This window comes from Thalassospira sp., from assembly GCF_030690045.1.
Classification (GTDB): Bacteria; Pseudomonadota; Alphaproteobacteria; order Rhodospirillales; family Thalassospiraceae; genus Thalassospira.
The window spans coordinates 25,642-49,879 of record NZ_JAUYHK010000010.1 but is presented as its reverse complement, the minus strand read 5'-3'; the positions used below and the strand labels follow the sequence as shown (position 1 = coordinate 49,879).

The 24,238-nt window shown below is 56.6% G+C and carries 21 protein-coding genes; 12 read left to right on the top strand and 9 right to left on the bottom strand.

Features of this window, described 5'->3' with window-relative positions:
* The first annotated feature begins 30 nt into the window (after positions 1 to 30).
* The 3 genes from Q8O73_RS04805 (at position 31) to Q8O73_RS04795 (ending at position 5,138) form a co-directional block, all read left to right on the top strand.
* On the top strand, positions 31 to 2,256 hold the full coding sequence (locus tag Q8O73_RS04805) for an AAA family ATPase (RefSeq protein ID WP_305555762.1): 2,226 nt from the start codon (positions 31 to 33) through the stop codon (positions 2,254 to 2,256).
* Positions 2,257 to 2,411: 155 nt separating this feature from the next.
* Positions 2,412 to 2,879: a helix-turn-helix transcriptional regulator gene (locus Q8O73_RS04800; RefSeq protein ID WP_305555759.1), complete on the top strand. Its 468-nt coding sequence runs from the start codon at positions 2,412 to 2,414 to the stop codon at positions 2,877 to 2,879.
* 120 nt (positions 2,880 to 2,999) lie between these two features.
* Entirely contained in the window at positions 3,000 to 5,138 is a 2,139-nt protein-coding gene (locus Q8O73_RS04795) for a heavy metal translocating P-type ATPase (RefSeq protein ID WP_305555756.1), read from the top strand.
* A gap of 8 nt (positions 5,139 to 5,146) precedes the next feature.
* On the opposite strand, the gene Q8O73_RS04790 is transcribed toward Q8O73_RS04795, so the two are convergent.
* The 5 genes from Q8O73_RS04790 to Q8O73_RS04770 all read right to left on the bottom strand — a co-directional run bounded on the left by Q8O73_RS04790 (position 5,147) and on the right by Q8O73_RS04770 (position 11,403).
* Positions 5,147 to 5,677 carry a hypothetical protein gene (locus tag Q8O73_RS04790; RefSeq protein ID WP_305555755.1) on the bottom strand — a complete coding sequence of 177 codons (531 nt, stop codon included), beginning with the start codon at positions 5,675 to 5,677 and terminating at the stop codon, positions 5,147 to 5,149.
* Between the two features lie 510 nt (positions 5,678 to 6,187).
* The gene (locus Q8O73_RS04785; RefSeq protein ID WP_305555753.1) at positions 6,188 to 7,348 is read right to left on the bottom strand and encodes a DUF1513 domain-containing protein; all 1,161 of its coding nucleotides are present in this window, start codon (positions 7,346 to 7,348) and stop codon (positions 6,188 to 6,190) included.
* Between the two features lie 2 nt (positions 7,349 to 7,350).
* Complete coding sequence (locus tag Q8O73_RS04780; protein ID WP_305555751.1) at positions 7,351 to 8,523, bottom strand: imelysin family protein; 1,173 nt, start codon at positions 8,521 to 8,523, stop codon at positions 7,351 to 7,353.
* Positions 8,524 to 8,535: 12 nt separating this feature from the next.
* Positions 8,536 to 9,993, bottom strand: a complete 1,458-nt coding sequence (locus tag Q8O73_RS04775) for a di-heme oxidoredictase family protein (protein WP_305555749.1) — start codon at positions 9,991 to 9,993, stop codon at positions 8,536 to 8,538.
* A gap of 129 nt (positions 9,994 to 10,122) precedes the next feature.
* Complete coding sequence (locus tag Q8O73_RS04770) at positions 10,123 to 11,403, bottom strand: imelysin family protein (protein WP_305555747.1); 1,281 nt, start codon at positions 11,401 to 11,403, stop codon at positions 10,123 to 10,125.
* Positions 11,404 to 11,594: 191 nt separating this feature from the next.
* On the opposite strand from Q8O73_RS04770, the gene Q8O73_RS04765 reads away from it, so the two are divergent.
* Positions 11,595 to 12,314, top strand: coding sequence for a cytochrome b/b6 domain-containing protein (locus Q8O73_RS04765; RefSeq protein WP_305555745.1), 720 nt, complete (start codon positions 11,595 to 11,597; stop codon positions 12,312 to 12,314).
* Positions 12,315 to 12,397: 83 nt separating this feature from the next.
* Here Q8O73_RS04765 and Q8O73_RS04760 read toward each other — a convergent pair whose 3' ends face one another.
* Positions 12,398 to 12,856, bottom strand: coding sequence for a cytochrome c (locus Q8O73_RS04760; RefSeq protein WP_305555742.1), 459 nt, complete (start codon positions 12,854 to 12,856; stop codon positions 12,398 to 12,400).
* Between the two features lie 284 nt (positions 12,857 to 13,140).
* Between Q8O73_RS04760 and Q8O73_RS04755 the strand changes: the two genes are divergently transcribed.
* The 4 genes from Q8O73_RS04755 to Q8O73_RS04740 all read left to right on the top strand — a co-directional run bounded on the left by Q8O73_RS04755 (position 13,141) and on the right by Q8O73_RS04740 (position 16,769).
* The gene (locus Q8O73_RS04755; protein ID WP_305556333.1) at positions 13,141 to 14,577 is read left to right on the top strand and encodes an NAD-dependent succinate-semialdehyde dehydrogenase; all 1,437 of its coding nucleotides are present in this window, start codon (positions 13,141 to 13,143) and stop codon (positions 14,575 to 14,577) included.
* Positions 14,578 to 15,052: 475 nt separating this feature from the next.
* On the top strand, positions 15,053 to 15,217 hold the full coding sequence (locus Q8O73_RS04750; protein WP_305555739.1) for an RSP_7527 family protein: 165 nt from the start codon (positions 15,053 to 15,055) through the stop codon (positions 15,215 to 15,217).
* 130 nt (positions 15,218 to 15,347) lie between these two features.
* Entirely contained in the window at positions 15,348 to 16,139 is a 792-nt protein-coding gene (locus Q8O73_RS04745) for an alpha/beta fold hydrolase (protein WP_305555736.1), read from the top strand.
* 15 nt (positions 16,140 to 16,154) lie between these two features.
* A complete protein-coding gene (locus tag Q8O73_RS04740; RefSeq protein ID WP_305555734.1) occupies positions 16,155 to 16,769 on the top strand; it encodes an NUDIX domain-containing protein in 615 nt (204 codons plus the stop codon).
* A 10-nt stretch (positions 16,770 to 16,779) separates the two neighbouring features.
* Here Q8O73_RS04740 and Q8O73_RS04735 read toward each other — a convergent pair whose 3' ends face one another.
* Complete coding sequence (locus Q8O73_RS04735; RefSeq protein WP_305555731.1) at positions 16,780 to 17,499, bottom strand: SDR family NAD(P)-dependent oxidoreductase; 720 nt, start codon at positions 17,497 to 17,499, stop codon at positions 16,780 to 16,782.
* A 146-nt stretch (positions 17,500 to 17,645) separates the two neighbouring features.
* On the opposite strand from Q8O73_RS04735, the gene Q8O73_RS04730 reads away from it, so the two are divergent.
* On the top strand, positions 17,646 to 18,044 hold the full coding sequence (locus tag Q8O73_RS04730) for a hypothetical protein (protein ID WP_305555728.1): 399 nt from the start codon (positions 17,646 to 17,648) through the stop codon (positions 18,042 to 18,044).
* 72 nt (positions 18,045 to 18,116) lie between these two features.
* On the opposite strand, the gene Q8O73_RS04725 is transcribed toward Q8O73_RS04730, so the two are convergent.
* On the bottom strand, positions 18,117 to 19,412 hold the full coding sequence (locus Q8O73_RS04725; protein ID WP_305555725.1) for a polyhydroxyalkanoate depolymerase: 1,296 nt from the start codon (positions 19,410 to 19,412) through the stop codon (positions 18,117 to 18,119).
* A gap of 438 nt (positions 19,413 to 19,850) precedes the next feature.
* The gene (locus tag Q8O73_RS04720; RefSeq protein ID WP_305555722.1) at positions 19,851 to 19,982 is read right to left on the bottom strand and encodes a hypothetical protein; all 132 of its coding nucleotides are present in this window, start codon (positions 19,980 to 19,982) and stop codon (positions 19,851 to 19,853) included.
* Positions 19,983 to 20,314: 332 nt separating this feature from the next.
* Here Q8O73_RS04720 and Q8O73_RS04715 point away from each other — a divergent pair, with 332 nt between their 5' ends.
* The 3 genes from Q8O73_RS04715 to pgl all read left to right on the top strand — a co-directional run bounded on the left by Q8O73_RS04715 (position 20,315) and on the right by pgl (position 24,236).
* Positions 20,315 to 21,589, top strand: coding sequence for an ABC transporter substrate-binding protein (locus Q8O73_RS04715; RefSeq protein WP_305555719.1), 1,275 nt, complete (start codon positions 20,315 to 20,317; stop codon positions 21,587 to 21,589).
* 350 nt (positions 21,590 to 21,939) lie between these two features.
* The gene (zwf, locus tag Q8O73_RS04710) at positions 21,940 to 23,442 is read left to right on the top strand and encodes a glucose-6-phosphate dehydrogenase (RefSeq protein WP_305555716.1); all 1,503 of its coding nucleotides are present in this window, start codon (positions 21,940 to 21,942) and stop codon (positions 23,440 to 23,442) included.
* 74 nt (positions 23,443 to 23,516) lie between these two features.
* On the top strand, positions 23,517 to 24,236 hold the full coding sequence (gene pgl / locus Q8O73_RS04705; protein WP_305555713.1) for a 6-phosphogluconolactonase: 720 nt from the start codon (positions 23,517 to 23,519) through the stop codon (positions 24,234 to 24,236).
* The last annotated feature ends 2 nt before the right edge of the window (positions 24,237 to 24,238 follow it).

Below are 24,238 nucleotides of genomic sequence, written 5' to 3'. Positions count from 1 at the left end.
AAAGCAAAAATACTTGCTAAGGGGGAAAGCGTGATTGAAGAAATTCAAATTGCAAAAGTCGCAACTTATGGCGACACCCCGCAGGTTTTGTACAACTTGAGACCAGTCAATTTTATCTTCGGGACCAACGGTTCCGGTAAAACGACTATTTCGCGGATCATTGCCGATCATGTTGCATACCCATCCTGCGTCATGGTTTGGCGTGATGGCCGTACTCTGGAAACCCTCGTCTATAATCGAGATTTCGTTGCCAATAATTTTTCGCAGCAATTGCGCGGTATTTTTACTCTCGGCGAAGTCACGGTTGAGAAGCTGGCAGAGATCGAGAAGGCTCGAACGAAGGTCGGGGAAATTGAAAATCAGATCAACACGCTGAAAGGTACGCTGGGAGATCCTGCCGACACCAGTGGCAAGCATGGAGAGCTTCACGTCCTACGCGAGAATTTCGAGCAAGCATGTTGGAAGATAAAAACTGCGTATGATGGAAGCTTTCAGACAGCATTTTCCGGAGTGCGAAACTCTCGCGCTCGATTCTGTGACAAGATTCTGAAAGAGGCCGAAGCGAATCAGGCTGCTGTACATCCGGTCGATGACCTGAAGGTGCGTGCCAATACCGTTTTTGCAGAAGGCGTAGGTGAATTGCCAATGCTATCGGGGATCAACGGAACTGACGTGCTTGCTCTGGAACAGAATCCGGTCCTCGTCAAAAAGGTGGTCGGCAAAGAAGATATCGACATTGCCGGGCTTATTCGGCGACTGGGTAATAGTGACTGGGTTCACAAAGGTCTCAATTATGTCGAAGGGGCCGGGTCACCGTGCCCCTTCTGCCAGAAACCGATTGATGCGGAACTGCTCGCAAAGCTGAACGCCTTCTTTGACGAAGCATATCTTGCCGACATGGGTGAAATAGCGCGGATAGAAGAGGCCTATGGAATGCTTTCGGAGGTGCTCCTGAATGGAGTTGACGCCGTTCTGGCTTCCGGCAATCCGCACATCGACGTTGAAGTTCTTCGTCCGATGGTGGAGCGGCTCCGTTCTCTCATTAGTCTTAACCAGCGTCATATCGAGCGCAAACGGAAAGAACCCAGCCTACCAATCAGGCTGGAACCGCTCCGTGACGCAATCGAAGAAATCGCTGCGCTCATTCAAAAAGCGAACGCTGAAATTTCAAGGCACAATAGTTTGGTTCATAATCTGGCTAACGAACGTCGGGCGCTCATTTCTGAAATATGGAAGTGCCTGATCAATGAAAAGAAGGATATCATTGATTCTTATGTTGCTGGGAAGACGGGGCTCGACAAGGCAATTGCGGGTCTTTCCAGTGGTCTCGAAGCCAGAAAGAACGAATTGGCGGCTGCGCGTGGTGTTCTGGGAGAGTTGGAGAAGGGCGTTACTAGCGTTAATCCAACCGTTACAGAGATAAACAATACGCTTTCTTCATTTGGATTTACAAGTTTCAAGCTGGCAACTGCAGGCGAGAAAGAACAGTTTTACCGAATTGTGCGAAGTGATGGCAGTGACGCTCAGGAAACCCTCAGCGAAGGAGAACGGAGTTTCATTACCTTTCTATATTTTTATCATCTGATTCGGGGCAGCACCACTGCAAGTGGGATAAACAACGATCGTATCGTTGTTTTCGATGACCCTGTGTCGAGCCTAGATAGCGATGTTCTCTTTATCGTCAGCTCTCTCATTAAGCGAATTTTGACCGAAACCATCGAAAGCAAGAGCCGCGTAAAACAGATATTCATACTGACTCACAATATCTATTTCCATAAAGAGGTGTCGTTCGATCCCAAACGGCAGAGCACACGGCGCGCACATGAGACGTTTTGGGTTGTGCGTAAAGTGAATGGCTTCACCGTCCTTGACGACCATGAAGCCAATCCAATCAGGACATCTTATGAATTGCTGTGGGCCGAGGTGAAAAATCCAAATCGCTCGAATCTAACAATTCAGAACGTCCTGCGTCGTATCCTCGAACATTACTTCACTATCCTCGGTAATATGGATAAGGACGCAGTAATTGCGAAGTTTGAGGGGCGTGATCAGCAGGTATGCTCGTCCTTGTTTTCATGGATCAATGACGGCTCTCACAATTTCGCGGATGATCTGTATGTCGCTGCGGATGATACGACGGTCGCCCGCTATCTCGCTGTGTTCAAAAAGATATTCGAGGTCACGAATCATGGTGCACATTACGATATGATGATTGGGGAGAAGACTTCATCCGAAGAGCCTGCCTCCGATGTCTAACTTGAAATTGTGGATTCAGAGATGCTGGTAGAACTGGCTCAGCTAGCCTAATACCAACGGGCAACGCTCAGACCATACCCGCTAACATATGACAATCATGCTCACGGAAAAATTTGTTTCCTTGCGCAAAACCGGCGGGCGTGGAAAATAGGGGGATGGCAGAAAACGATCTTAAATCCCGCAATGTCGCTGCCCGCCCGGCAATGGCATCGCCGATGTCACCGGCGGCGTCTTTGGCTTTGCCGCAAGACAGTGCGGCGGTGGCGGCCCGTCTGGGCCTGTCAGCGGCCCAAGGGGCGGCGGTAACGCGCGATGCGCTGGCCGCAACCGGGCGGGCCTTGTCCCTGCCGGAAATCGAGGCCGCCGCGCGGATTTTTGCCCTTTTGGGCGATGCCGGGCGGTTGCAACTGGTGCTGCGCTGTATGGAACATCCGCAAACCGTTGGCGAACTGGCCGAGGCAACCGGCATGTCGCAATCCCTGACCAGCCATCATTTGCGCCATTTGCGCGATCAGCGCATTCTGGCGTCCGAACGGCAGGGGCGGCATATCTATTACCGCATTGATGACGAACATATTTCCTGTGTCGTGCAGGATATCTTTGCCCACGTCACCCACGATTGATCTGCCGGTTTCCGGCCTTTCCGCGAAAAACAAATTCTGATTCATATGAGACGCTTGACAGGCAAACATATGAATGATTATTTGAATATAACATATGAATGAATTTTTGAATGTGAGGCGATGATGATGACGACCCGGCGGCGCTGGCGGATTGGCGGGATGGATTGCGGGTCCTGTGTCGGCAAGATCGAAACGGCGATGGTGCGGCTTGATCCGGTCCAATCCGTCACGGTGTCGATGGCGGCGGAAACCATGACGCTGGAATTGCACGATGACAGCGGCCCGGTTCTGGACGATATCACCGATAAAATCCGCGCTCTGGGATTTCAGGCGACTGTGATGGTGGACGGGCAAGCGACCATGCCGCCAAGTGACGATGAAGCATCATCGCGCCGCCTGCCATGGCCCGAAAGCCTTGATGAAATTCTGTATGCCGCCCTGTGCCTTGCGGTGGGCGGGATCGTGGCGTTTGTGCTGCCGGATTATGCCGCCCTTGTGATGGGGATTGCCGCCCTTCTGGCTGCCCTGCCGGTGATGAAGGTGGCGGTCAATCTGGCGCGGGCCGGGTCGGTATTTTCGATTGAATTGCTGATGGTGGTGGCCGTCATTGGCGCGGTGGCGATTGGCGAAAGTCTTGAGGCCGGGATGGTGGTTTTGCTGTTTGCGATTGGCGAAAGCCTTGAAGGCATCGCCGCAGGCCGGGCACGCAGCGGGGTGAAATCCCTGATGAAGCTGGCCCCGGAAACAGCACGCCGGGTCACGGCAACCGGGTTTGAGGATATTTCCCCGGCGCAATTGCGCATCGATGATATTGTTGAAATCCGCCCCGGTGAACGCATTCCTGCCGACGGGGTTCTGGTGCGCGGCGCGGCCGATATTGATAACAGCCATCTGACCGGGGAATCCGTGCCGGTCGCCTGCGAAACCGGCAGCGATGTGTTTGCCGGGGCGATTGTCACCGACCGCCCGGTGCAAATGCGCGTTTTGCGGGCGTCGGGCCAGACCATGCTGGATCGCGTGATTGCGCTGGTCGAACAAAGCGAACAGCACAAGGCCCCGGTCGAACGCTTTGTCGCCCGGTTCGCCAAAATCTATACGCCGATCATTATGGCGCTGGCCGCTCTCACCATTCTGGTGCCGCCGATCCTGTTCGGGCAGGACTGGAACGACTGGATTTATCGCGGGCTGGCCCTGCTGTTGATCGGTTGCCCCTGTGCGCTGGTGATTTCAACCCCGGCGGCGGTGACATCGGCGCTGGCCCGTGCCACGCGGATCGGCTTGCTGATCAAGGGTGGGGCGACGCTGGAGGCGATTGGCGCGGTGCGCGTCATGGCGTTTGACAAAACCGGCACCCTGACCGAAGGCCGCCCGGCGCTGGTCGGGGTTCTGGTGTTGGATGGCGGGGATGAGGATGCCCTGCTGGCCCGCACTGCCGCCCTTGAAACCGTGACATCGCATCCGCTGGCAACCGCAATTGTCGCCGCCGCACGGGACCGTAACCTGACCCTGCCTGATATTGCCGATGCCCGCACCCTTGCCGGGGCGGGGGTGGAAGGGCGGCTGGACGGGGTGATGTATCAGGCCGGATCGGCCCTGCGGCTTGGCATTACGCCCGATGATAGTCTGGCGCAATGGCTGCGCCTTCAGGAAGACAGCGGCGCAACCGCGATTGTCGTGCTGCGCGACGGGGTGCCGGTGGGCGGGCTTGCCCTGCGCGATCAGGCCCGGCCGGATGCCGCCGAAGCTCTGGCACACTTGCGCGCACTTGGGATTGCGCCGGTGATGCTGACCGGGGATGCCCAAAGGGTTGCCGCCCGGCTGGCCGGTGATCTGGGCATGGAATATCGCGCCGGATTGCTGCCCGAGGACAAGCTCAATGCCCTGATCGCCCTGCGCGATGATCCGGCGACGCCAGGCATGGTGGCGATGGTGGGCGATGGCATTAACGATGCCCCGGCCCTGAAAGCCGCCGATGTCGGCATTGCAATGGGCGGCGGCACGGATATCGCACTCGAAGCCGCCGATGCGGTGGCGGTGCGCGCCCGTCTGTCCGATGTGGTCGGGCTGGTGCGGCTGTCCCGCCGGACCCGCGCCATTATCCGGCAGAATATCGGGCTGGCGATTGGCCTCAAGGCGGTATTTCTGGTCACCAGCATTACCGGTGTCACCGGATTGTGGCTGGCCGTGATGGCCGATACCGGCGCGACGGTTCTGGTAACGCTCAACAGCTTGCGATTATTGATCGGGCTTCGGCGATGACCTAATTCTTAATCAGGCCCTTCATTAGGTGTTTGATCCCGGCATTTGTCGACATCGGGTTGGTTTAGCATGTCACGAGCTATTTCTTCCCACATCCTTGACGCCTCCGAAATCGCTTCGTCTATGCGCCATTTCCTGCCGTCAAACATGATATTGGCCACGTGTTTTTCTTTTCCTGCGATTTGGTATTCAAAGGGCAAGTATTCTCTATATGCGGACCAATCCTTATCCGTAGGTTTGCGCCGAAGATCAAAATGCCGAACACGATTAGCAATATCCCTGCAAAGCGGCCACACCTGATAGCTATTGAGCTTTTCAGATAGTTTTAACTTATCGATTGCTCCGTCTTCGTGGAGCCATTCAAATAACGAGTGGCACCACACAAAATATGCCAAAGAAAAGTCTATAGCATCTTTAAAATCGGATTCTGGAAGATTGCGGAGCGCTAGCAGGCTTCGTGCTTCCCATCGACGCATGCGCTGATAATGGTTTTTCCATCCCCCATTCGTATCAGCACTTTGCCCTCTCCCGAAAACCATTCTCACTTCCCCGAGTGATATTTTTCTTCAATCAGATGGTATCTTGTGACGTGTGCAGCGATCCTTTCTTTTGGAGGAACGCTATGCACATTACCACCCGCTCAGAGCCTCACTGAATGCTTCGTAAGTTATAGCACAGGTCAGAAGGATTGCCGGGTTGATGATTTGCTGTATCGCTAAAAGAAGAAAGCGGCGGTAACCGTTTCCCGCTTCGGTTACCGCCGCTGTCCACCTTGAGAGGCCTGCGGGGAGAGAGACCCGCAGGTGAGAGACAAGCCGTTTTGGGGACAAATGCGAATGTATGTCATTCGCGGGCTGTGTCGAAAACCGTTATATTCAGGCTGCGCACCCAATGCAAGTGAAAATCGTTATTAGTTGCGATTTATTTTTGCCGGATGCTTTCAAAAGCCGGGCGAGCCGGTAAAATGGCGGAAAATAGCGATTTTATCCGGCCATAAAAAAAGGCCGCCGATGATCCGGTGGCCTTTCGGCGGGCGAGAATCGGCGTTTTCAGGCCGGAAGGCGACGCAAATGATTGTCCCAATGCCGGGATTTAAGCGAATCGCCGGGCAATTCAACGCGGGCGCGATGGATGGCGTCAAAGCGCCAACCGGTGCCAAGGCCGCTGGTGCCGACAAATTCGCCCTTGCGCCCGGTCGCGGTCAGGCCACAGCCATCGGGGGCGGCAATATGGGTCAGGAAATTCTGCCCCGCCACATCCCAGAATGTCATCAATCCACCGCGCGGGCACGACACACCAAACACCGAACCGCTGGCATCAAACCGCACACTGCCGCAATATTGGCGCATGCGATATTGCACATTGTCGGGCGCAGGCAGGGCATTCAGCCCCGATCCATCCCCCGGTTGCCAGATGCCGACCAGCGGCACCGCATCGGACAATGCGCCCTGATACTGAAACCCGGCGGCAATCAGGCCGGTCGCACTGACATCAAGATGGCGGATCGACAATTGATGCAAATCGCCGGGCAGGGCGGTCTGATGCAACAATTTGCCGCTATGCCGGTCGATAATCGCAATATTGGGGGTCATGACATCAAGGTTCAGGGGCGCCCGGCCATCCTGATCATCAGGATGGGTATGCAGCCCGCCATTGGCAATCACAATGCCATCGCCGTCGGGCATCAGATGCAATTCATGCGGCCCGGTGCCATAACTGTCAAATTCCGCCACCCGGCGATAACCATCCCCGGCATCCCAGACCGACACCACCCCCCGCGCCCGGTCAAAATCATTTTCGGTGACATAAAGATAACGCCCGTTGGCCGAATAAATCGCATGGCCGTAAAAACGGCGATCCTTGGGGGCAAACAGCTTGGCGCGGATATCGCCATTATGACGATCCAGTATCAGGCCATACAGCCCCGGTCGGCGTTCCATCACCGCCACATCGACATGCCGGGGCCGCAGGCCCAGATCATGGCCGCGACCGGGCAGGGCCTGCTGAAACAGGATATCCCCGGCGGCGTTAAAGGCACTGACATAATAATCATGATTGTCGCCCGCACTGGCGCTGAGATAAACCGCGCGATCCTGCGGGGCGGGATCGGGGGTCGCCGCATGAACAAGCCCGACAGGCAACAGGGTCATCGCCCCGCCCAGCCCGATCAGCCGTAATATATCGCGGCGGCCTGTGGCGAAATCATCCATGATTAATCTCCGTCCAGCGAATTGAACCCGCCGCCCAGCCCCGTGGTGCGCCCGACATCGTTTTCCACCAGCCCGGTCAAAAAGGCGATGCGATCGGCAAAGGCCTGCAACCGGTCATAACCATCGGGTTGATCCAGCAACCAGACCATCGAGGACGGCAGGGCATCCAGATCGGCAAAGGCATTGTGCCAGTGCAGCCGCAACGACCGATCCAGCAAATCATTGCCGATCAGGGCGACAAGCCCCTTGCCGCTTTCACCGGCCCCCCGGAACGATCCGTCATAAATCGCATAAAGCGCTTTCAGATTATGGTCGATATTGCGCAGGGACCGTTGCGATTGCCAGCTTTCGGCACGTTTGGCATTGGCATCACCGGCATCCGCGCCCAGCGGACGGGCAAGTTTCTGGCTGGCAATAATCAGCAATCCTTCATGCAGGGCGCGATAAAGTTCGGTGGCGGCAAATCTGGCATCCGGGTAATCAAGGCTGTCCGGCCCGGCCTGGCGTATGGCATCGGCAAATTCCGGCCATTCGGCCCGCAAATCATGGCTGATCTGCACCAGATTGGCGGCAATCGCCCCGGCATAGGCACATAGATAAGGGCCGTCACCGGTCCCGTCTTGCAATTGCGCGGCAATGTCCTGGTCAAACAAAAGCTGTTCCAGCGCCGGGAAACCCTGCAAGGCGGCGCTGGTCGTGCTGATTTGCGCACGGTCGATGTAAATATCGGGTTTGCTGCGCAAAAGCTGGCGGAACTGGCGGGTGGCGGTGCCATGTTTGTCGGGCCAGTATTCAATATGCTGATCCCGGCCAAGGGCAACCATCGGCCCCATGCGCCACGGCTGAATTTCCTGCCAGCGATCCATGGCATCGTGGAATCCCTGCTGCACATTTTGCAAGCCCGCTTCATCGGGCGTGGCGCAAAAATCATCGATCCGGGCAGACAGGCTTTCGGTGCTGCGGGCAAAACCCTCCAGCCCCGGTTGCACCACTCCGGTCAGAAGATTATCCAGCACCCTCTGATAATCGGCATCGGGGGTTTGGGCGGCTGTCTGGGCTACCCCGGCCCCCGGCAGGATCATCATCCCCATCGCCAGTCCCATCGTCAGCCCGGCGGCAAGGACGAGGCAGGCAGAAAGTCTGGCCTTGATACGGATGGCGCACAGATGTGGCATTGTTCCGGTCCCCTAAAGCGATTTCAGAAATGCGATCAGGTGTTCGCGATCGGATGGCGGCAGGGCAATAACGCTATTGCGCGCCGTTTCGGCCTCGCCGCCATGCCACAATATGGCTTCAAGGATGGTTCTGGCCCGACCGTCATGCAGGAAAGTCGCCCGGTCGTCAATCTCGTGGGTGCGGCCCAATCCCCACAACGGGGGTGTGCGCCATTCATGCCCGCTTGCCTGTCCTTCGGGATGCGGATCGGCAAGGCCATCGCCCATATCATGCAATAACAGGTCGCTATAGGGCCAGATGGTTTGCGGCGACGGGGCGGCGGTGCCGTTGGGGGCCGGGATCTGGTAATTCGGTGTGTGGCAAGCCACGCATCCGGCCTGATGAAACACCGCCTCGCCCGCCTCAACATCCGGGTCATCGGCATTGCGGCGCACCGGCGGGGCCAGATGGCGGGTGTAAAACAGCACCATATCGGTCATCGGCTGATTGACTTCCAGATTGTCAAAATCTGGCGTCGCGCCGTTGGGGGCGGCCCGGCACAGGGTTTGGGCGGCGGTGCAATCCCCGGCAGGATCGGGAAAAAGCGGCGTGGACAGGCCGATATCAAACTGAAAGGCATTCTGGTTTTGCTGATCAAGGGTCGGCATTCCGGCCTTCCAGCCAAACCTCCCCATCGCCAACCGGTTTTGGGCAATATCCCAAACATAATTGGCCCGGCCCGAAATGCCATCCTGATCGGCGTCATCCGGGTCGGCCTGTGCCAGAATAATCTGTTCGGGAATCGCCTCGATCAATCCCATGCCGATCATCGGCGGGGCAATGCGCGGCGATACCATGATATCCTCATGCGTCGGGCCATAGGCCAGATCGGCCATTTCGTAAAATGGCTGGCGCAGTTCTACCGTTTCACCGCCCGACAAAATCACATCACGGGTTTCATGGCGCAGGACAACGCGGCCTTCTGCCGGAATACCGGGCAGGGAGAAATCCTGAAACTGATGACCATAAACCGGATCGGCAATGGCATTGACCTGACCGGTGGCAAGGGCGGTGCGGTCTTCGTCATTTTGCGGTGGAATGGCAAGGCGCAGCAACATCGATGTTGCCCCTGCCGCCGGGTCATTGGCATCGACCGCATGGCCGCGCCCGTTGCGGATATGGCACCCGTGACAGGACCGGGAATTATAAAGCGGCCCCAGACCGTCTGCCGCACGGGTGCGGGTGGGGGCGGCAACCCAGAAACGTTGAAACAGGGCCTCGCCCAGTTTGAAATTCATCCGGTCGTCGAAACTCAGGCTGGCGAACGGGTGGGTAAAGGCGTCGCGCCCGGTCGGTTTGACCCATGTCGCATCCCCGCCCGGCATTGCCGGATCGGCGGCATGGCTATGGCAAGGCAGAAGGATAATGGCGCTTAAAAATAGATAAAAAACAGGGGCAGGCAGGCAGCGGGAAGGGAATTTTGCGGGCATCGGGGGTGTCCCGGAAAAGGGCGGCCAGACAGGTCACAGGGCCGGTCAGAAGGTCAGCGACGGGGGATTGTGATAATCCCCCGTCCGACCGCCCGCTAACGGGCCGGTTATCGCAACCGATCGGGGTGATCAGTTGATGGTTGACGGGTTGTCAAGGCTGTCGGAGCCTTCAAAATCAATACCGTCAATGCCGATTGCCGCGACGATTTTTTCAATCGAACGGGTCTGATCAACCAGGGAATCGACAAAGGTCTGGACAATCGCATTGCCCTTCTCATTGCCCGCACCGATCAGCTGGTCAAAATGTTCACCCTCATTCGCACGGGTGACCATGACGCCGGCCGCTGCGACCGAGGCATCAAGCTTCGCCACCAGTTCGTCATTCAGGGCAGCATCCTTGGCGGCAACCAGATCGGAAAGCGACGGGCCTTCAACCTTGCTGCCATCAACCCGGACATATTCGCCCAGATAGACATTGCGAATGCCCAGTGCATCGAAATAATGGGAATTGTGGGTGTTGTCGGAAAAACAGTCATGCTCTTCTTCCGGATCATGCAGGATCAGGCCCAGCTTGGTGCGTTCCCCGGCCAGTTCGCCATAAGAAAGCGATCCCATCCCGGTCACGATGGCACTCAAACCGGCAAGGCCATCGCCTTCCATCACAGCCGCACGGGCTTCGCCATCGGCGGCCCATTGTGCGGCCATCCATTCCAGATCGGAAATCATAAGGTCGGTCGCGGTGGAAAGATAAGCGGCGCGACGGTCGCAATTGCCATTGGTGCAGGCATCGCCCTTGGCATAATCGGTCCATGCGCGTTCACCGGCTCCGGCCTCGGTGCCGTTCAGATCCTGCCCCCACAGCAAAAATTCAATGGCGTGATAGCCGGTGGCGACATTGGCCTCGACTTCATCAAGTTCATGCAGGCTGGCAATCAGGTCGGTATCGATGGTCGAAGCATCAATCTCCGTGCCCGAAACGCTCAAGGCCGGGTTGGCAACGATATTGGCGGTATAGGCCGGGTTTTCTTCGTTTTCGTCGCCATAAAGATCGCCATCGACATAATCGATCAGGCCTTCATCCAGCGGCCACGCATTGACCTTGCCTTCCCAGTCATCAACGATGGCATTGCCAAAACGATAAACTTCGGTCTGCTGGTAAGGAACACGGGCGGCAATCCAGGCGGTCTTGGCGGCGGCATGGCTGTCTGCCGACGGATTGGCGATCAGATCGTCAATTGCGGCTTTCAGAGTCTTTGCCGTGGTCACCGAGTCCTGATATCCGGCTTCGGCGATATCGGCATAGGTGGCAAGAACAGCATTGGTTTCCGGTGCCGCATGGGCGGCAGGAACGCTGAATGCAGCGAGAACCGCCAGCATTGCGGCTGTTCCGGATAAATTGGCAAATTTCATGGGTTTTCTGTCCGTTCTGATGAGAAGACGTAGATCATCGAGGCATCTGCCCAATCTTGATAATGCCTTTGATAATGATTTGCAAGAATTAAGGGCAGTTTCTTATCCGAAAGTTCAGATTACGGCTTGAGACAAAAGGCCATCCTCTTACAATGGCATAAGGCTGGAATCATTCCGGGAAAGGGTGGGGCATGGAAGACAAAAACAAGACAGACATTGATGTTGGCAAACGCACCGTGCGCTTGTGGGATTTACCGGTGCGACTGTTTCACTGGGCTCTGGTGGCGGCGGTGGTAACAGCGTGGTGGTCCAATCAGGAAGTGATGATCAATATCCATGAAATCGCCGGATACAGCGTGCTGGCGCTGGTGATTTTCCGGGTGATCTGGGGACTGGTGGGCAGTTCCAATGCCCGGTTTGCATCGTTTCTGCGCGGCCCGCGCAGCGTGATCGCCTATTTGCGCAAACTGCCCAAGGGGACCGAAGATGACCTGGCCTGTGCCGGGCACAACCCCGCCGGGGGCTGGATGGTGATGGTGTTGCTGCTGCTGGCGGGGATACAGGCCTTTTCCGGCCTGTTCACCAGCGAGGATACATTTCTGTTTTTCGACGGGCCGCTGGTCAAATATGCCTCGCCGGAATTTGCCGGTGTGATGAATTGGGTCCATCACACCAATATCAACCTGATCTATATCGCCGTGGGTCTGCATGTGGTGGCGGCGATTTTCTATCTGATGATCAAACGCGAAAACCTGATCATCCCGATGATCACCGGCACGCGCGACGTCCCCGCTGGCATCGCCGCCCGCTTTGACGGATTGCGGTTCAAACCGGCAATTTGGGGCATTGCCCTGATGGCGGTTTGCGGGGCCGGGGTGTGGATTGTCATGGCGCTGGCGCGGGCGGGGTAAACCTGAAACCCATGCGCGCTTGTCAACGACCCAAAACGGCCCCGTGATCCGGGGCCGTTTTAAGATCGGATGGTATTCGGGCTTTATTTGCTGCGGAAATCGTCGTGGCAACCCTTGCAGGATTTGCCGACTTCGCCCAAAAGCGGCCCCATCGCGGCCTTGTCCCCGGCAACGGCGGCCAGTTTCAGGGCGTTTTCTTCCAGAACGGCGAATCGCGGGGCGAATTTGTCCCAGTCGCTCCAGATATCGGCTTTGGCCGTGGTTTTGAGTGTCGCGTCGGGGGTGGCGATTTCAAATGCGCCAGGTGCTGCCGATGCGGCATAGGCAACGCCCTTGGCAAGATTGGCGACCACAGGATCGGGCAGGGCGCATTCCCCCTTCATGTAACAGCCCAGCGTCCCCATGGCACCACCGATGCCGCTCATCAAATGCTGACGGCTTTGGGTGGCGGCATTGTCGGTGGCTTCGTCGGCCTGTGCCGCAAAACTCAGGCCAAGGCCAAGGGTTGCGGCGAGAATGCCGACTTTCAGGAAATGTGTCATTGCTCTCTTTCTCTCTCTCTCGACTTTCCGGTGGGTGCGGGACCGGGCCGGAATAACATTAGCATATAATGATATTGTATTTGTGATAGTTTTGTTGATCAAGCCTCTCGTCACGGCATAGTGTTCCAGCAGCGGGACAAATAACGTAATCACAACAACGTGAAGTTCCGAAAAATCATAAAGCTGCCATCCGTGCCGCCCACAAGGAAACGCCCCCGATGTCGATGATCTCCTGCCTTCCCGTGTCTGATCCCGATTGTTCCGGCCTTGATCGTGCCCGTGCCATGATTGCCGCATGGCAGCTTGATAAGGCCTGGATCGGTGGCGAATGGCGGGGGGCCGATTCCCGCGAGGAAATCGTGGTGATCAACCCGGCGACCGGCAAAAAAATTGGCGCGGTGCCCTTCCTGCGCACCAGCGAAACCCGTCGTGCCATCGATGCGGCCGATGCCGCCTTTGCCGGGTGGGCGGGGTTGCTGGCCTCTGAACGGGCCGGGTTTCTGAAACGCTGGCGCGATCTGATGATCGATCATCAGGAAGATCTGGCCTGCCTGATCACCGCCGAACAGGGCAAGCCGATCGATCAGGCCCGCCGCGAGGTGGTGGGCGCAATTGCCTATGCCGAATGGTACGGCGAAGAAGCGCGGCGCGCCTATGGTCAGACCATGCCCGCCAATCAGCCCGACCGCCGGGTGATTGTGCAAAAACATCCCGTGGGAGTGGTCGCCGCGATTACGCCGTGGAATTTTCCGTTGACGATGGTGGTGCGCAAATGCGCGCCAGCCCTGGCGGCGGGCTGTACGGTGATTGTCAAACCGGCCGAAGACACACCGCTATCCGCCCTTGCGGTGGCAAAGTTGGCTGAAATGGCCGGGTTTCCCAAGGGGGTGTTTAACGTTGTCACCGGGCAACCGGGCCCGATTGGCGAGGCATTGACCGGCGATGTGCGGGTCAGGATGCTGTCCTTTACCGGCTCAACCGCGATTGGCAAACGCCTGATGGTGCAATGTGCCGAAACCGTCAAGAAACTGTCGATGGAACTGGGCGGCAATGCGCCGTTTATTGTGTTTGACGATGCCGATATTGATGCCGCCGTCGCCGGGGCGATGATTTCCAAATATCGCAATGCCGGGCAAACCTGTGTCTGCGCCAACCGCATTCTGGTGCAGGATGGGGTCTATGACGCCTTTGTCGCCAAATTCATTGCCGCAAGTTTGGCCCAGAAAACCGGCGACGGCTTTGATGCCCAAACCGATATCGGGCCGCTGATCAATGCACGCGCGATATCCAAGGTCGAACGCCTGATCACCGATGCGGTGGCGCATGGCGGGGTGTTGCACACGGCATCGAATATCCCTGATCAGGGCTTTTTCATCGCGCCGACCGTGATCACCGGCCTTTCGACCGATGCCGCCTGTTTTAACGAGGAACTGTTTGCCCCGGTCGCGCCGATTTACCGGTTTGCGACCGAGGCCGATGCCATCCATCTTGCCAATCATGTCAAAACCGGCCTGTCATCTTATATCTATAGCCGCGATATCGGCCGCATTCACCGGGTGGCGGATGCGCTGGATGTCGGGGTGGTCGGCATTAATGACGGCACGACGTCGCACGAAGGTGCCCCCTTTGGCGGGGTGAAGGAAAGCGGGCAGGGCCGCGAAGGCGGACATTGGGGGCTGGAAGAATATCTGGAGGTGAAATACCTCAATATCGCCCTGTGATATTCCCTGTTACATCCCCTGTGATCCCGATTTTGGAGCCATGCAAAAACAGGGGGCGAAATCGCCCGGTGAAACCGGCGCGATTCGGAAACGTTTTATCGCCAAATCGGTTTTATGACCGTCAAATCCGGGGGCGATGACCGGTCAAAATCCATTTTCAAATTGACCGAAATCAAAAGAGATCCGGGGATTGCCCGCTTTGTGGCAGGGATGTGACGCCGGTTTTGGTCGCGTTCAAAAATACCCCGTCAAAAACGCCTGCAAGTTGAGGCACTTATTTGTCATGATACAAACATGTGTCCATCGCATGGCAATGTTGTGACGTTTATCGATCAACCCATGCGTTCGTCACATGACTGAGATGAGAAAACTCATCTCGTTGCTTTTGAAAATGTGGATTACACCGGCTTCAGAAGAACACAACGCGAAGTTACGGGGCCTTTTGCCCCGGACGTTTTTGGAAAGGATTACAGCCATGCGTCGTAACGACACCCTCGACCTCGTCGCGCTGCATCGTGAAGCCGAAAAACTGCGCGCAGAAGCCATGCGCAAGGCTTTTCTGGCGCTTGTCCGTGCAATTGCCGGTCTGTTTGGCGGCAACAAGGGCATCCCCCATGGTGGCCGTCCTGCTGGCGCCTGATCCGCGACACACGATGATTTGAAAGCACCCCCGCATGTCCTCATGCGGGGGTGTTTTGTTTTGGGCTGGATTCCGGGTGTCTGGCACGCCATGATGCCGCCGCTTGCAATCCCGATCTGATGGAGTCCCGATGAAACTGGCGCATTATGCCTTTGGCGAGGAAAACCGCGATACCGGCACGGTGGTCATTCTGCATGGTCTGTTCGGACAGGCCCGCAACTGGACGGCGATTGCCCGGCGGCTGGCCGAAAAATACCATGTGGTGACGGCCGATCTGCGCAATCATGGCCGGTCGGGTTGGGATGACGATATGCGCTATGCCGCGATGGCCGACGATATTGCCGATCTGATCGGCGATGTGTCCGGCGGGGTGCCGGTGCATCTGGTCGGCCATTCGATGGGCGGCAAGGCATCGATGGTGCTGGCATTATCGACACAGGCCGGGCTGATTGCCGATCTGGTGGTGGTCGATATCGCGCCGGTGGCCTATGACCATGATTATACCGGCTATATCCGCGCCATGCGGGCGGTGGATTTTGGGGCGCTGACCCGCCGCGCCGAAGTCGAAGATGCGCTGGCCGATGGCGTGCCGGACAAAGGTGTTAGGCAATTTCTGGCGCAAAATGTCATCACTGACAAAGACAGCGGCCAAATGGCATGGCAGGTCAATATCGATGCCATGGCCCGCCATTTGCCCGACATTACCGGCTGGCCGGACGGGCTGGCATTCCCTTCTTTTGACCGCGATGTTTTATTTATTGCCGGGGCCAATTCGCATTATGTCGATCCCAAAGACCGCGATCATATCAAATCGCTGTTCCCCCGCGCGGCCTTTACCAGCATCAAAAATGCCGGTCACTGGGTCCATGCCGAAAAGCCCGAGGCGGTGTTGCTGACATTATCGGCATTTTTGAACCGCTAACACAGGGGCGGCATCATGACCAGATTGCCAAAGGGTTGGCGCATTGCCGCTGCCGATCATGTGCGCATCGATAATATCGAATGTCTGTCAGACAACTGGTATCACCTTTACCGTGTCGGTTTTGATCTGAAACGATCCGACGGGGAATGGCAGCATCAGACGCGCGAAGCCTATGATCGCGGCAATGGGGCGGGCATTTTGCTGTATAACCGGGCGGACCGCACCGTGATCCTGACACGGCAGTTTCGCCTGCCCAGTTTCGTCAATGGCAATGAAACCGGTATGTTGATCGAAGTCCCGGCCGGTTTGCTTGATGACCGCGACCCGGCAGCGGCCGTGATTGCCGAGGTCAAGGAAGAAACCGGTTACAGGATCGGCAAGCCGCAAAAGATTTTCGATCTGTTCATGAGTCCCGGTTCGGTGACCGAACGATTGCATCTGTTCATCGCCGAAGTCACACGCGATCATCGCACGGGCGAGGGCGGCGGCCTTCATGCAGAAGGTGAGGATATCCATGTCATGGAAATCGCCTTTGATGCGGCGATCCGGATGATTGCCGATGGCCGGATCCGGGATGCTAAAACCGTTATTTTGTTGCAGCACGCGATGCTGGCAAGGCTGTTTGACTGAAATTCAGGTCCTACCACGGCAATCTTGTGCCATCCCAGGCGTAAAACCCGCCCGATTGCGCCGGTGTCAGGCCGTCAATCACCATCATCATATGGGCGACGGCCTGTTGCGGGCTTTGGACTTGCAACCCTGCCTTGGCGAACGGCCCCGACAGGCCGGTATCGACCGTGCCGGGATACAGGGCGACGCAAATTGCCAATTTTCGTTTGCGCGCCAGTTCAATCGCGGCGGTGTGAACAATCTGGTTCAGGGCCGCCTTTGCGGCGCGATAACTGTACCAGCCACCGATCCGGTTATCGCCAATGCTGCCGACCCTGGCCGACAGGGTGGCAAAGATCGATCTGCCGTCGCGCGGCAAAAGCGGCGCGAAATGTTTGATCAGCAAGGCCGGGCCGATGGCATTGACGGCAAAGGAAATCGCCATATGCACCGGGTCAATCTGTTGCCATGTTTTTTCCGGCTGAAAATCTTCATCATGCAACCAGCCGGTGGCGTCGATTACCAGCCGGATCTCGCTATTCATATCGGCGATATAACGCGCACAGTCGGCGATGCTACCCTCGTCGGTCAGATCCAGTGCGGGGTGGCTGCGACGGCCAAGCGCGATCACGGTCTCAAACCGGCCCGAACCTTCCAGATGGCGGACAAAGGCACGGCCAATTCCGCCGGTCGCCCCGATGACGACGGCGCCGGTCGGGCGCCCGGATAACCCGGTTGGGGCGGTTTGCATGATATTTCGTCCTGTCAAACATATGGGATATCTGTCTGATACGCGCCAAAGGCGGGTTTGGTTCCCCCAAACTGGTCACATCATTGCCAATGATCCGTCAGTGACTGACAGATGTGTCATGATGTGACTGCAAAAGGAAACAGACGATGGCTTATGTTTTTACCCAGGCCGCCAACCCGCAGGCGATTGCCGAGCTGCAATGGGGGGAAGGTGCCGATATTATGTTTACCGCCTTTACGTCCTGTATCGGCCTGATGGGAATTAACGGTAATAATGTGATCGGGGTGCATCTGGCGTTGCGCGATGCCAATGATCAGGCGGTGGACAACGCGGATATCGATGCGGCGATTGCCTTGCTCAACAATGCGACCCAGCCGGTGATTATCGGGGCGACGGCGATCTGGGAACAGGCCGCCCCGACGGAATATCATCATTTGCTGACGCAGCTTCAACCGGTTGAAATCTATGCCTATGGCGATGGCACCTATGGCGGCGAGATCGTCAATCATGCCGGGGTGATGGCGATCCAGCCGCGTTATGCCTGATATCTGAAAGACAAAAAGCCGCCCGGCGATATGCGGGGCGGCTTTTTTAGGGATATTCGGATCGGCACAGGATTATTCGGCGGCGTCGATCTGTTTGGCCGGGGTGGGTGGGGCGCTATTGGCACCCTTGCCTTCGTGATCGTGACGGCGGATGAAATCCTTGATGCGCGGGCTGATCTGTTCGCGCCAGCGACGGCCATTGAACACACCATAATGGCCCACGCCGGTCTGCATGTAATGACAACGCATATTTTCCGGCAGATTGCTGCACAGTTTATGGGCCGCCCGGGTCTGACCGATGCCGGTGATGTCGTCGCGTTCGCCCTCCACCGTCATCAAGGCGGTTTTGGTGATGGCGGATGGCTCAACCGCAATCCCCTGCCAGCGCATTTTGCCTTCGGGCAATTGATGTTCGTGGAACACGACCTTGAGGGTTTGCAGGTAAAATTCGGCGGTCATGTCCATGACGGCCAGATATTCCTGATAAAACATCCGTTTGGCTTCGGCGCTTTCGCCGTCGCCTTCGGCCAGATGCATGAACATTTCATTATGGGCTTCCATATGGCGGTCCCAGTTCATGCTCATGAACCCGGCAAGCTGCATAAAACCCGGATAAACCCGGCGCATCACCCCGGTATGGGGCAGCGGCACATGTGAAATCACATGGCGTTCAAACCAGTCAAGCGGGTGCTGCTCGGCAAATTTGTTGACCTCGGTCGGGTTTTCGCGGGTATCGACAGGGCCGCCCATCAGGGTCATGCTGGCGGGCTGGCACGGCTCATTCCCCGCCGCCATCAGCGATACCGCCGCCATCACCGGCACGGATGGCTGGCAAACCGCCATCATGTGGGTGTTGGGGCCAAGAACGCGCAAAAACCGCATCAGATAATCGACATAGCTGTCCAGATCGAAATGGCCCATATGCACCGGGACTTCGCGGGCATCGACCCAGTCGGTGATATAGACATCATGATCGGGCAGCAATGTTTCGACCGTGCCGCGCAAAAGTGTCGAAAAATGCCCGGACAGCGGGGCAACAATCAGAATGCGCGGATCATCGGGCTGTTGTTTCAGATGCGATGTGTCGCGTTTGAAATGCAACAGATTGCAAAACGGTTCGCGATGGACGAATTCCTCGATCACCGGCACGGTTTCACCGCCGATTGTTGTGGTCGGCAGGTCAAATTCCGGTTTGCCATATCGATGGGTGATATGGGTAAACACATCGAATGCCGCCGCGGCGGACCGCCCCGGCTGAGTGTATGACCACGGATTGGCCGGATTGCGCAGCCATTTCTTGCTGACATCGACTGCCGCGCGCAACGGATTGATCGTCGCATGTTGCAATTCATATATGTGATACAGCATTTACTCTCACTCCCCGGTCGGGCGGATGATTTGTTCGGGATGCGCCGACCGTTGTTGGCCCCGGCTTTCACGTTAGATCACTATAGCCTGCATTCAATAGGCTTAAAGTATGATGAAAGTCCAAACTGGTTTCTTTGTGCTTGATTCAAACGGAAAAAACAACGGGAGTCGAGGGTTATTTTGCATTGCGGTGTAAACTATTGCAGTGCAACAAACATTCGGCGGGTGTTTTTGGGGGCCAAAACTGTCGGGGAACCGGACTCGACAAAGAAAAACGCTGCTGTCGGGGAAACAGCAGCGTCAAGTTGTGCGGTTGTGATTTCAGGGCGCGGACCCTGAAACGGTAGAAAAAGGGGACCGACGGACCGGGACAGGGATCGGGTGCGGGGTTGGCCCGCCGGTCAGGGAAAAATGAGGGAAAATTTCCCGGTATAAGGATCAGATCAGACTGCGAAAGGTCTGCGCCATGCCCAGTCCGATCACGAACAGGAAAAACCCGGTACTGCCAACCACGGCAACGGTGCTGCAAAGGTCATTCAGGCGGGCCGGATTTTCAAGCAACTTCATCATGGCGATGTCCTTTTCAATCTGTCTGTCATCACCCTATTGATCCCGTTTTGTTCTTGCAAGAACAAAATCGGAACATTACGATATTTTTTATAAGTCATTGAATATGAATGCTAAAAAATGTTCCCCGGATGTTCTTTTTTCGGCATGGGAACATTTGCTTGTGCCAAGGGCAGCAGAATCGGCGCATATGCCGACCCTTACAGGGAAAGGACGGGCATATTTTGCCAGATCGTATTATCCTTTGAAAAACAGGATGTTTTGAACCCTGCCCGACAGCGCCGAAAACAGGCCGGACAAAGGGGCATACCGGAACCATATCAGGGAGCGCCACGATGACCCTTGCGAAAAGGATTTTGGTCGGGACAGGCGCCTTGCTGATGGCCATGATAATGGCTGGCCCGTCGCAAGCTGCCAAAATCGCCATTTCCTGTGGTGCGCTCGGTCAGGAATTAAGCCTGTGCCGGGAAGGGGTCGCGCTGTGGATAGCGCAAACCGGGCACGAGGTTTCTGTGATTTCGACTCCCAATTCCTCGACCGACCGCCTGGCGCTGTATCAGCAAATTCTGGCCGCAAGATCATCCGACATTGATGTGTTCCAGATCGACGAGATCTGGCCGGGGGTTTTGGGCCATCATTTCATGGATCTGACTCCGGTGATGGGGGATGCCACCACCCGTCATTTTGCCGCCACCATCGGCAATAACATGCAAGACGGGCGTCTGGTGGCGATGCCGTGGTTTGCCGATGCCGGGGTTTTGTATTACCGCAAGGATTTACTGGAAAAATACGACGCCAGCGTGCCGGAAACCTGGCAGGATTTGACCGAAACAGCGGCCAGAATACAGCAAGCCGAACGGGCCGCCGGCAATGACCGCATGTGGGGTCATGTCTTTCAGGGGCGCGCCTATGAAGGGTTAAACTGCAATGCGCTGGAATGGGTGGTGTCCTATAATGGCGGGTCGGTGGTCGAGGCGGACGGCGAAATTTCGATCAATAATGACAAGGCCAAAGAGGCCATCGCGATGGCCACAGGCTGGATCGGCACCATCACGCCGGACGAGGTTCTGGGCTATGCCGAAGAAGAATCGCGCGGCGTGTTTCAATCGGGCAATTCGGTTTTCATGCGCAACTGGCCCTATGCGTGGGCGCTGCTCAATGCGGCGGACAGTTCGGTGCGCGGCCAGGTGGGGGTTGCCGCCCTGCCCAAAGGCGGGGCCGATGGACAATCGGCTGCCACATTGGGGGGCGGGCAGTTATCGGTATCGAAATATTCCGAAAATCCCGAAATTGCCGCCGATCTGGTGAAATTCCTGACATCCCGTGACGAACAGAAACGCCGGGCGATCAAGGGGGCCTTCAGGCCGACAATTGCCGGGCTGTATGACGATGAAGAAATTCTGGCCGCCAATCCGTTCTTTGGCGATTTGTACGAAACCTTTGTTCATGCTGTCCCGCGTCCTTCAACCGTGACCGGGAACAAATACAATCAGGTTTCCCATCAATTCTGGCAGGCGGTCCATGCGGCCCTGTCAGGAGAGGTTGCGGTGGAGCAAACCCTTGAAAATCTGGATCAGAACCTGCATCGTATCCGGGATTCGGGCTGGTAATCCTGTGGGAAAAGTCTGATCTGGCAACAATTTGTTACGGTTAAACCGGATTCCGGTAAAGAGACCTTTTTCGCGGTTGATGGCAGTGGTCTTGCCCCGGCAGATGGTGTAACACTTGGCATCAGGCTGGAGCATCAGGCCCGAACATTGCAGCATCACTGATCAGGACTCAGGGATGCTGACCCAAAAGGTTTCGGCCAGAATTCAGGAAGAAAAAGCGGGGGTCACGCCAGTTATGCGACATCCCGCACACCGGTTGCCTGCCGGAACCATGATCGGGTTCCGGGTCCCACCTTGGCAATGCGGAGGAAAAAGAGAGAAAGCAGTTTGCTTGGAAGGCGCAAGGCAACATGACACAAAAGCCCGTAAAACAAAGGCTTAAGCATCGTATCGCGGATATCGTCATTTTCGGTGGGACCGGAGATCTGGCGTTACGAAAGCTTTTCCCCGCCCTTTATGAAATGGAACGCACCGGTCGTTTCGATGATGCCACCCGGATTTTCGGCGCATCGCGCAGTGAACATACCGATGATGCGTTTCGCGACAAACTGGAAGAAGCGGGTAAAAAATACATCCCCAAGGATGAATTCGACCCGAAAATCTGGACGAAATTCGCCGCCCGCATCGCCTATGTTCAGGTGTCCGCCGATGACGAGGCCGGATTTAAAATCCTGTTTGATCGGCTTGCCGATGCGCCGGATCGCGACCGGGTTTATTATTTTTCCACCAGCCCCGCCCTGTTTGCCGATATGGCATTCAATCTGAAAAAGGCCGGTCTGGTCACGCCCGCCTCAAGGGTGGTGCTGGAAAAACCACTGGGCCATGATCTGGAAAGCTGCCGCGAAATCAACGGCCAGATCGGCTCGGTATTTGAAGAACACCAGATTTTCCGTATCGACCATTATCTGGGCAAGGAAACCGTGCAGAATCTTTTGATCCTGCGCTTTGCCAATGCGATGTTTGAACCGCTTTGGAACAATGCCCATATCGACCATGTTCAGATTACCGTGGGCGAAGAAGTCGGTGTCGAAGGCCGGTGGTCCTATTATGACGATGCCGGGGCGATGCGCGACATGGTGCAGAACCACATGTTGCAGTTATTGTGTCTGGTGGCGATGGAACCGCCCTATATTCTGGATCAGGACGCGGTGCGCGATGAAAAGGTCAAGGTGCTCAAGGCCTTAAAGTCGATCAACGATTCCAATATCGATCAAAACACCGTGCGCGGCCAGTATCGCGCCGGGGCGGTTGGCGGCAAGGAAGTGCCGGGTTATCTGGAAGAAGACGGTGCCAATACCGACAGCGACACCGAAACCTTTGTCGCCATCCGGGCCGAACTGGACAATTGGCGCTGGGCCGGGGTGCCGTTTTATCTGCGCACCGGCAAACGGTTGCCCAAACGCCATTCGGAAATTGTGATCCAGTTCCGCGACGTGCCGCACCAGATGTTCCCGCTGGCCAAATCCATGACCAATTATCAGGCCAACCGGCTGGTGTTGCGGTTACAGCCCGATGACGGCATTCATCTGGTCCTCAATACCAAAAATCCCGGCCCCGGTCTGGTCCGGTTGCGGCCCACCGCGCTCAACCTGTCCTTTGCCGAGGCCTTTGGCGGGCGCAGCCCCGATGCCTATGAGCGCCTGTTGCTTGATGCGATTGACAATAACAACACCCTGTTTGTCCGCCGTGATGAACAGGATATCGCATGGCAATGGGTGGATGCGATTCAGGAAGCATGGCATCACAATCATGTCGCACCCAAGGGTTATACGTCGGGAACATGGGGGCCGTCGGCCGCCATCGCCCTGATCGAACGCGACGGGCGCACCTGGAACGAAGAAGCCGATATCTGATCACGTCTCCGGGCGGGCTTGCGGGTCCGTCCGGGGCATCTACCGGTCAGATATCGCAATTCTGTGGGCGAAACATGATACACGAACATACATTCAAAAGCGGCGACGAGATGCTGGCCGCGATGGTTGTCGATACCGTCACCCGCCTTGAAGAAGCCATTGCCACGCGCGGTCATGCCAGCATGGCGGTGGCGGGCGGGCGGTTTCCCCAACCGCTGTTTCGCAAATTATCCGCGGTGGTGCTGGACTGGGAAAAGGTCACGATCACGCTGGGTGATGATCGCTGGGTCGGGGTCGATGATGACCAGTCCAACGAAAAACTGGTGCGCGACAATTTGCTGATCGACAAGGCGGCTGCGGCGACATTTGTGTCGCTGAAAACCGGGCATGACAGCCCGGAAGACGCCGTTGCCGATCTGAATGACCGGCTGGCAACGCAAATATCGTGGCCGCTCGACATTGTTTATCTCGGGATGGGGGATGACGGCCATACCGCATCGCTGTTTCCATCCTCCGCCCCCGACGATCTGAAACGCGGACTTTATCCCGAAAAAGGCGAACTGGTTGCGGCGGCCCGCCCGGCTGTTTCGCCGGTCCCGCGCATCAGCATGACATTACCGGCCCTGTTGAATGCCCGCTATATCGGCATTCACATTACCGGACAATCCAAATGGTCGACCTATGAAACCGCGAAAAACGGCAACGATATTGCAGAAATGCCGGTGCGCGGTATCCTCAAACAGACTGACATTCCCGTCGATCTGTGGTGGAGCGCCGAGAACCCGAAAGGCTGAGC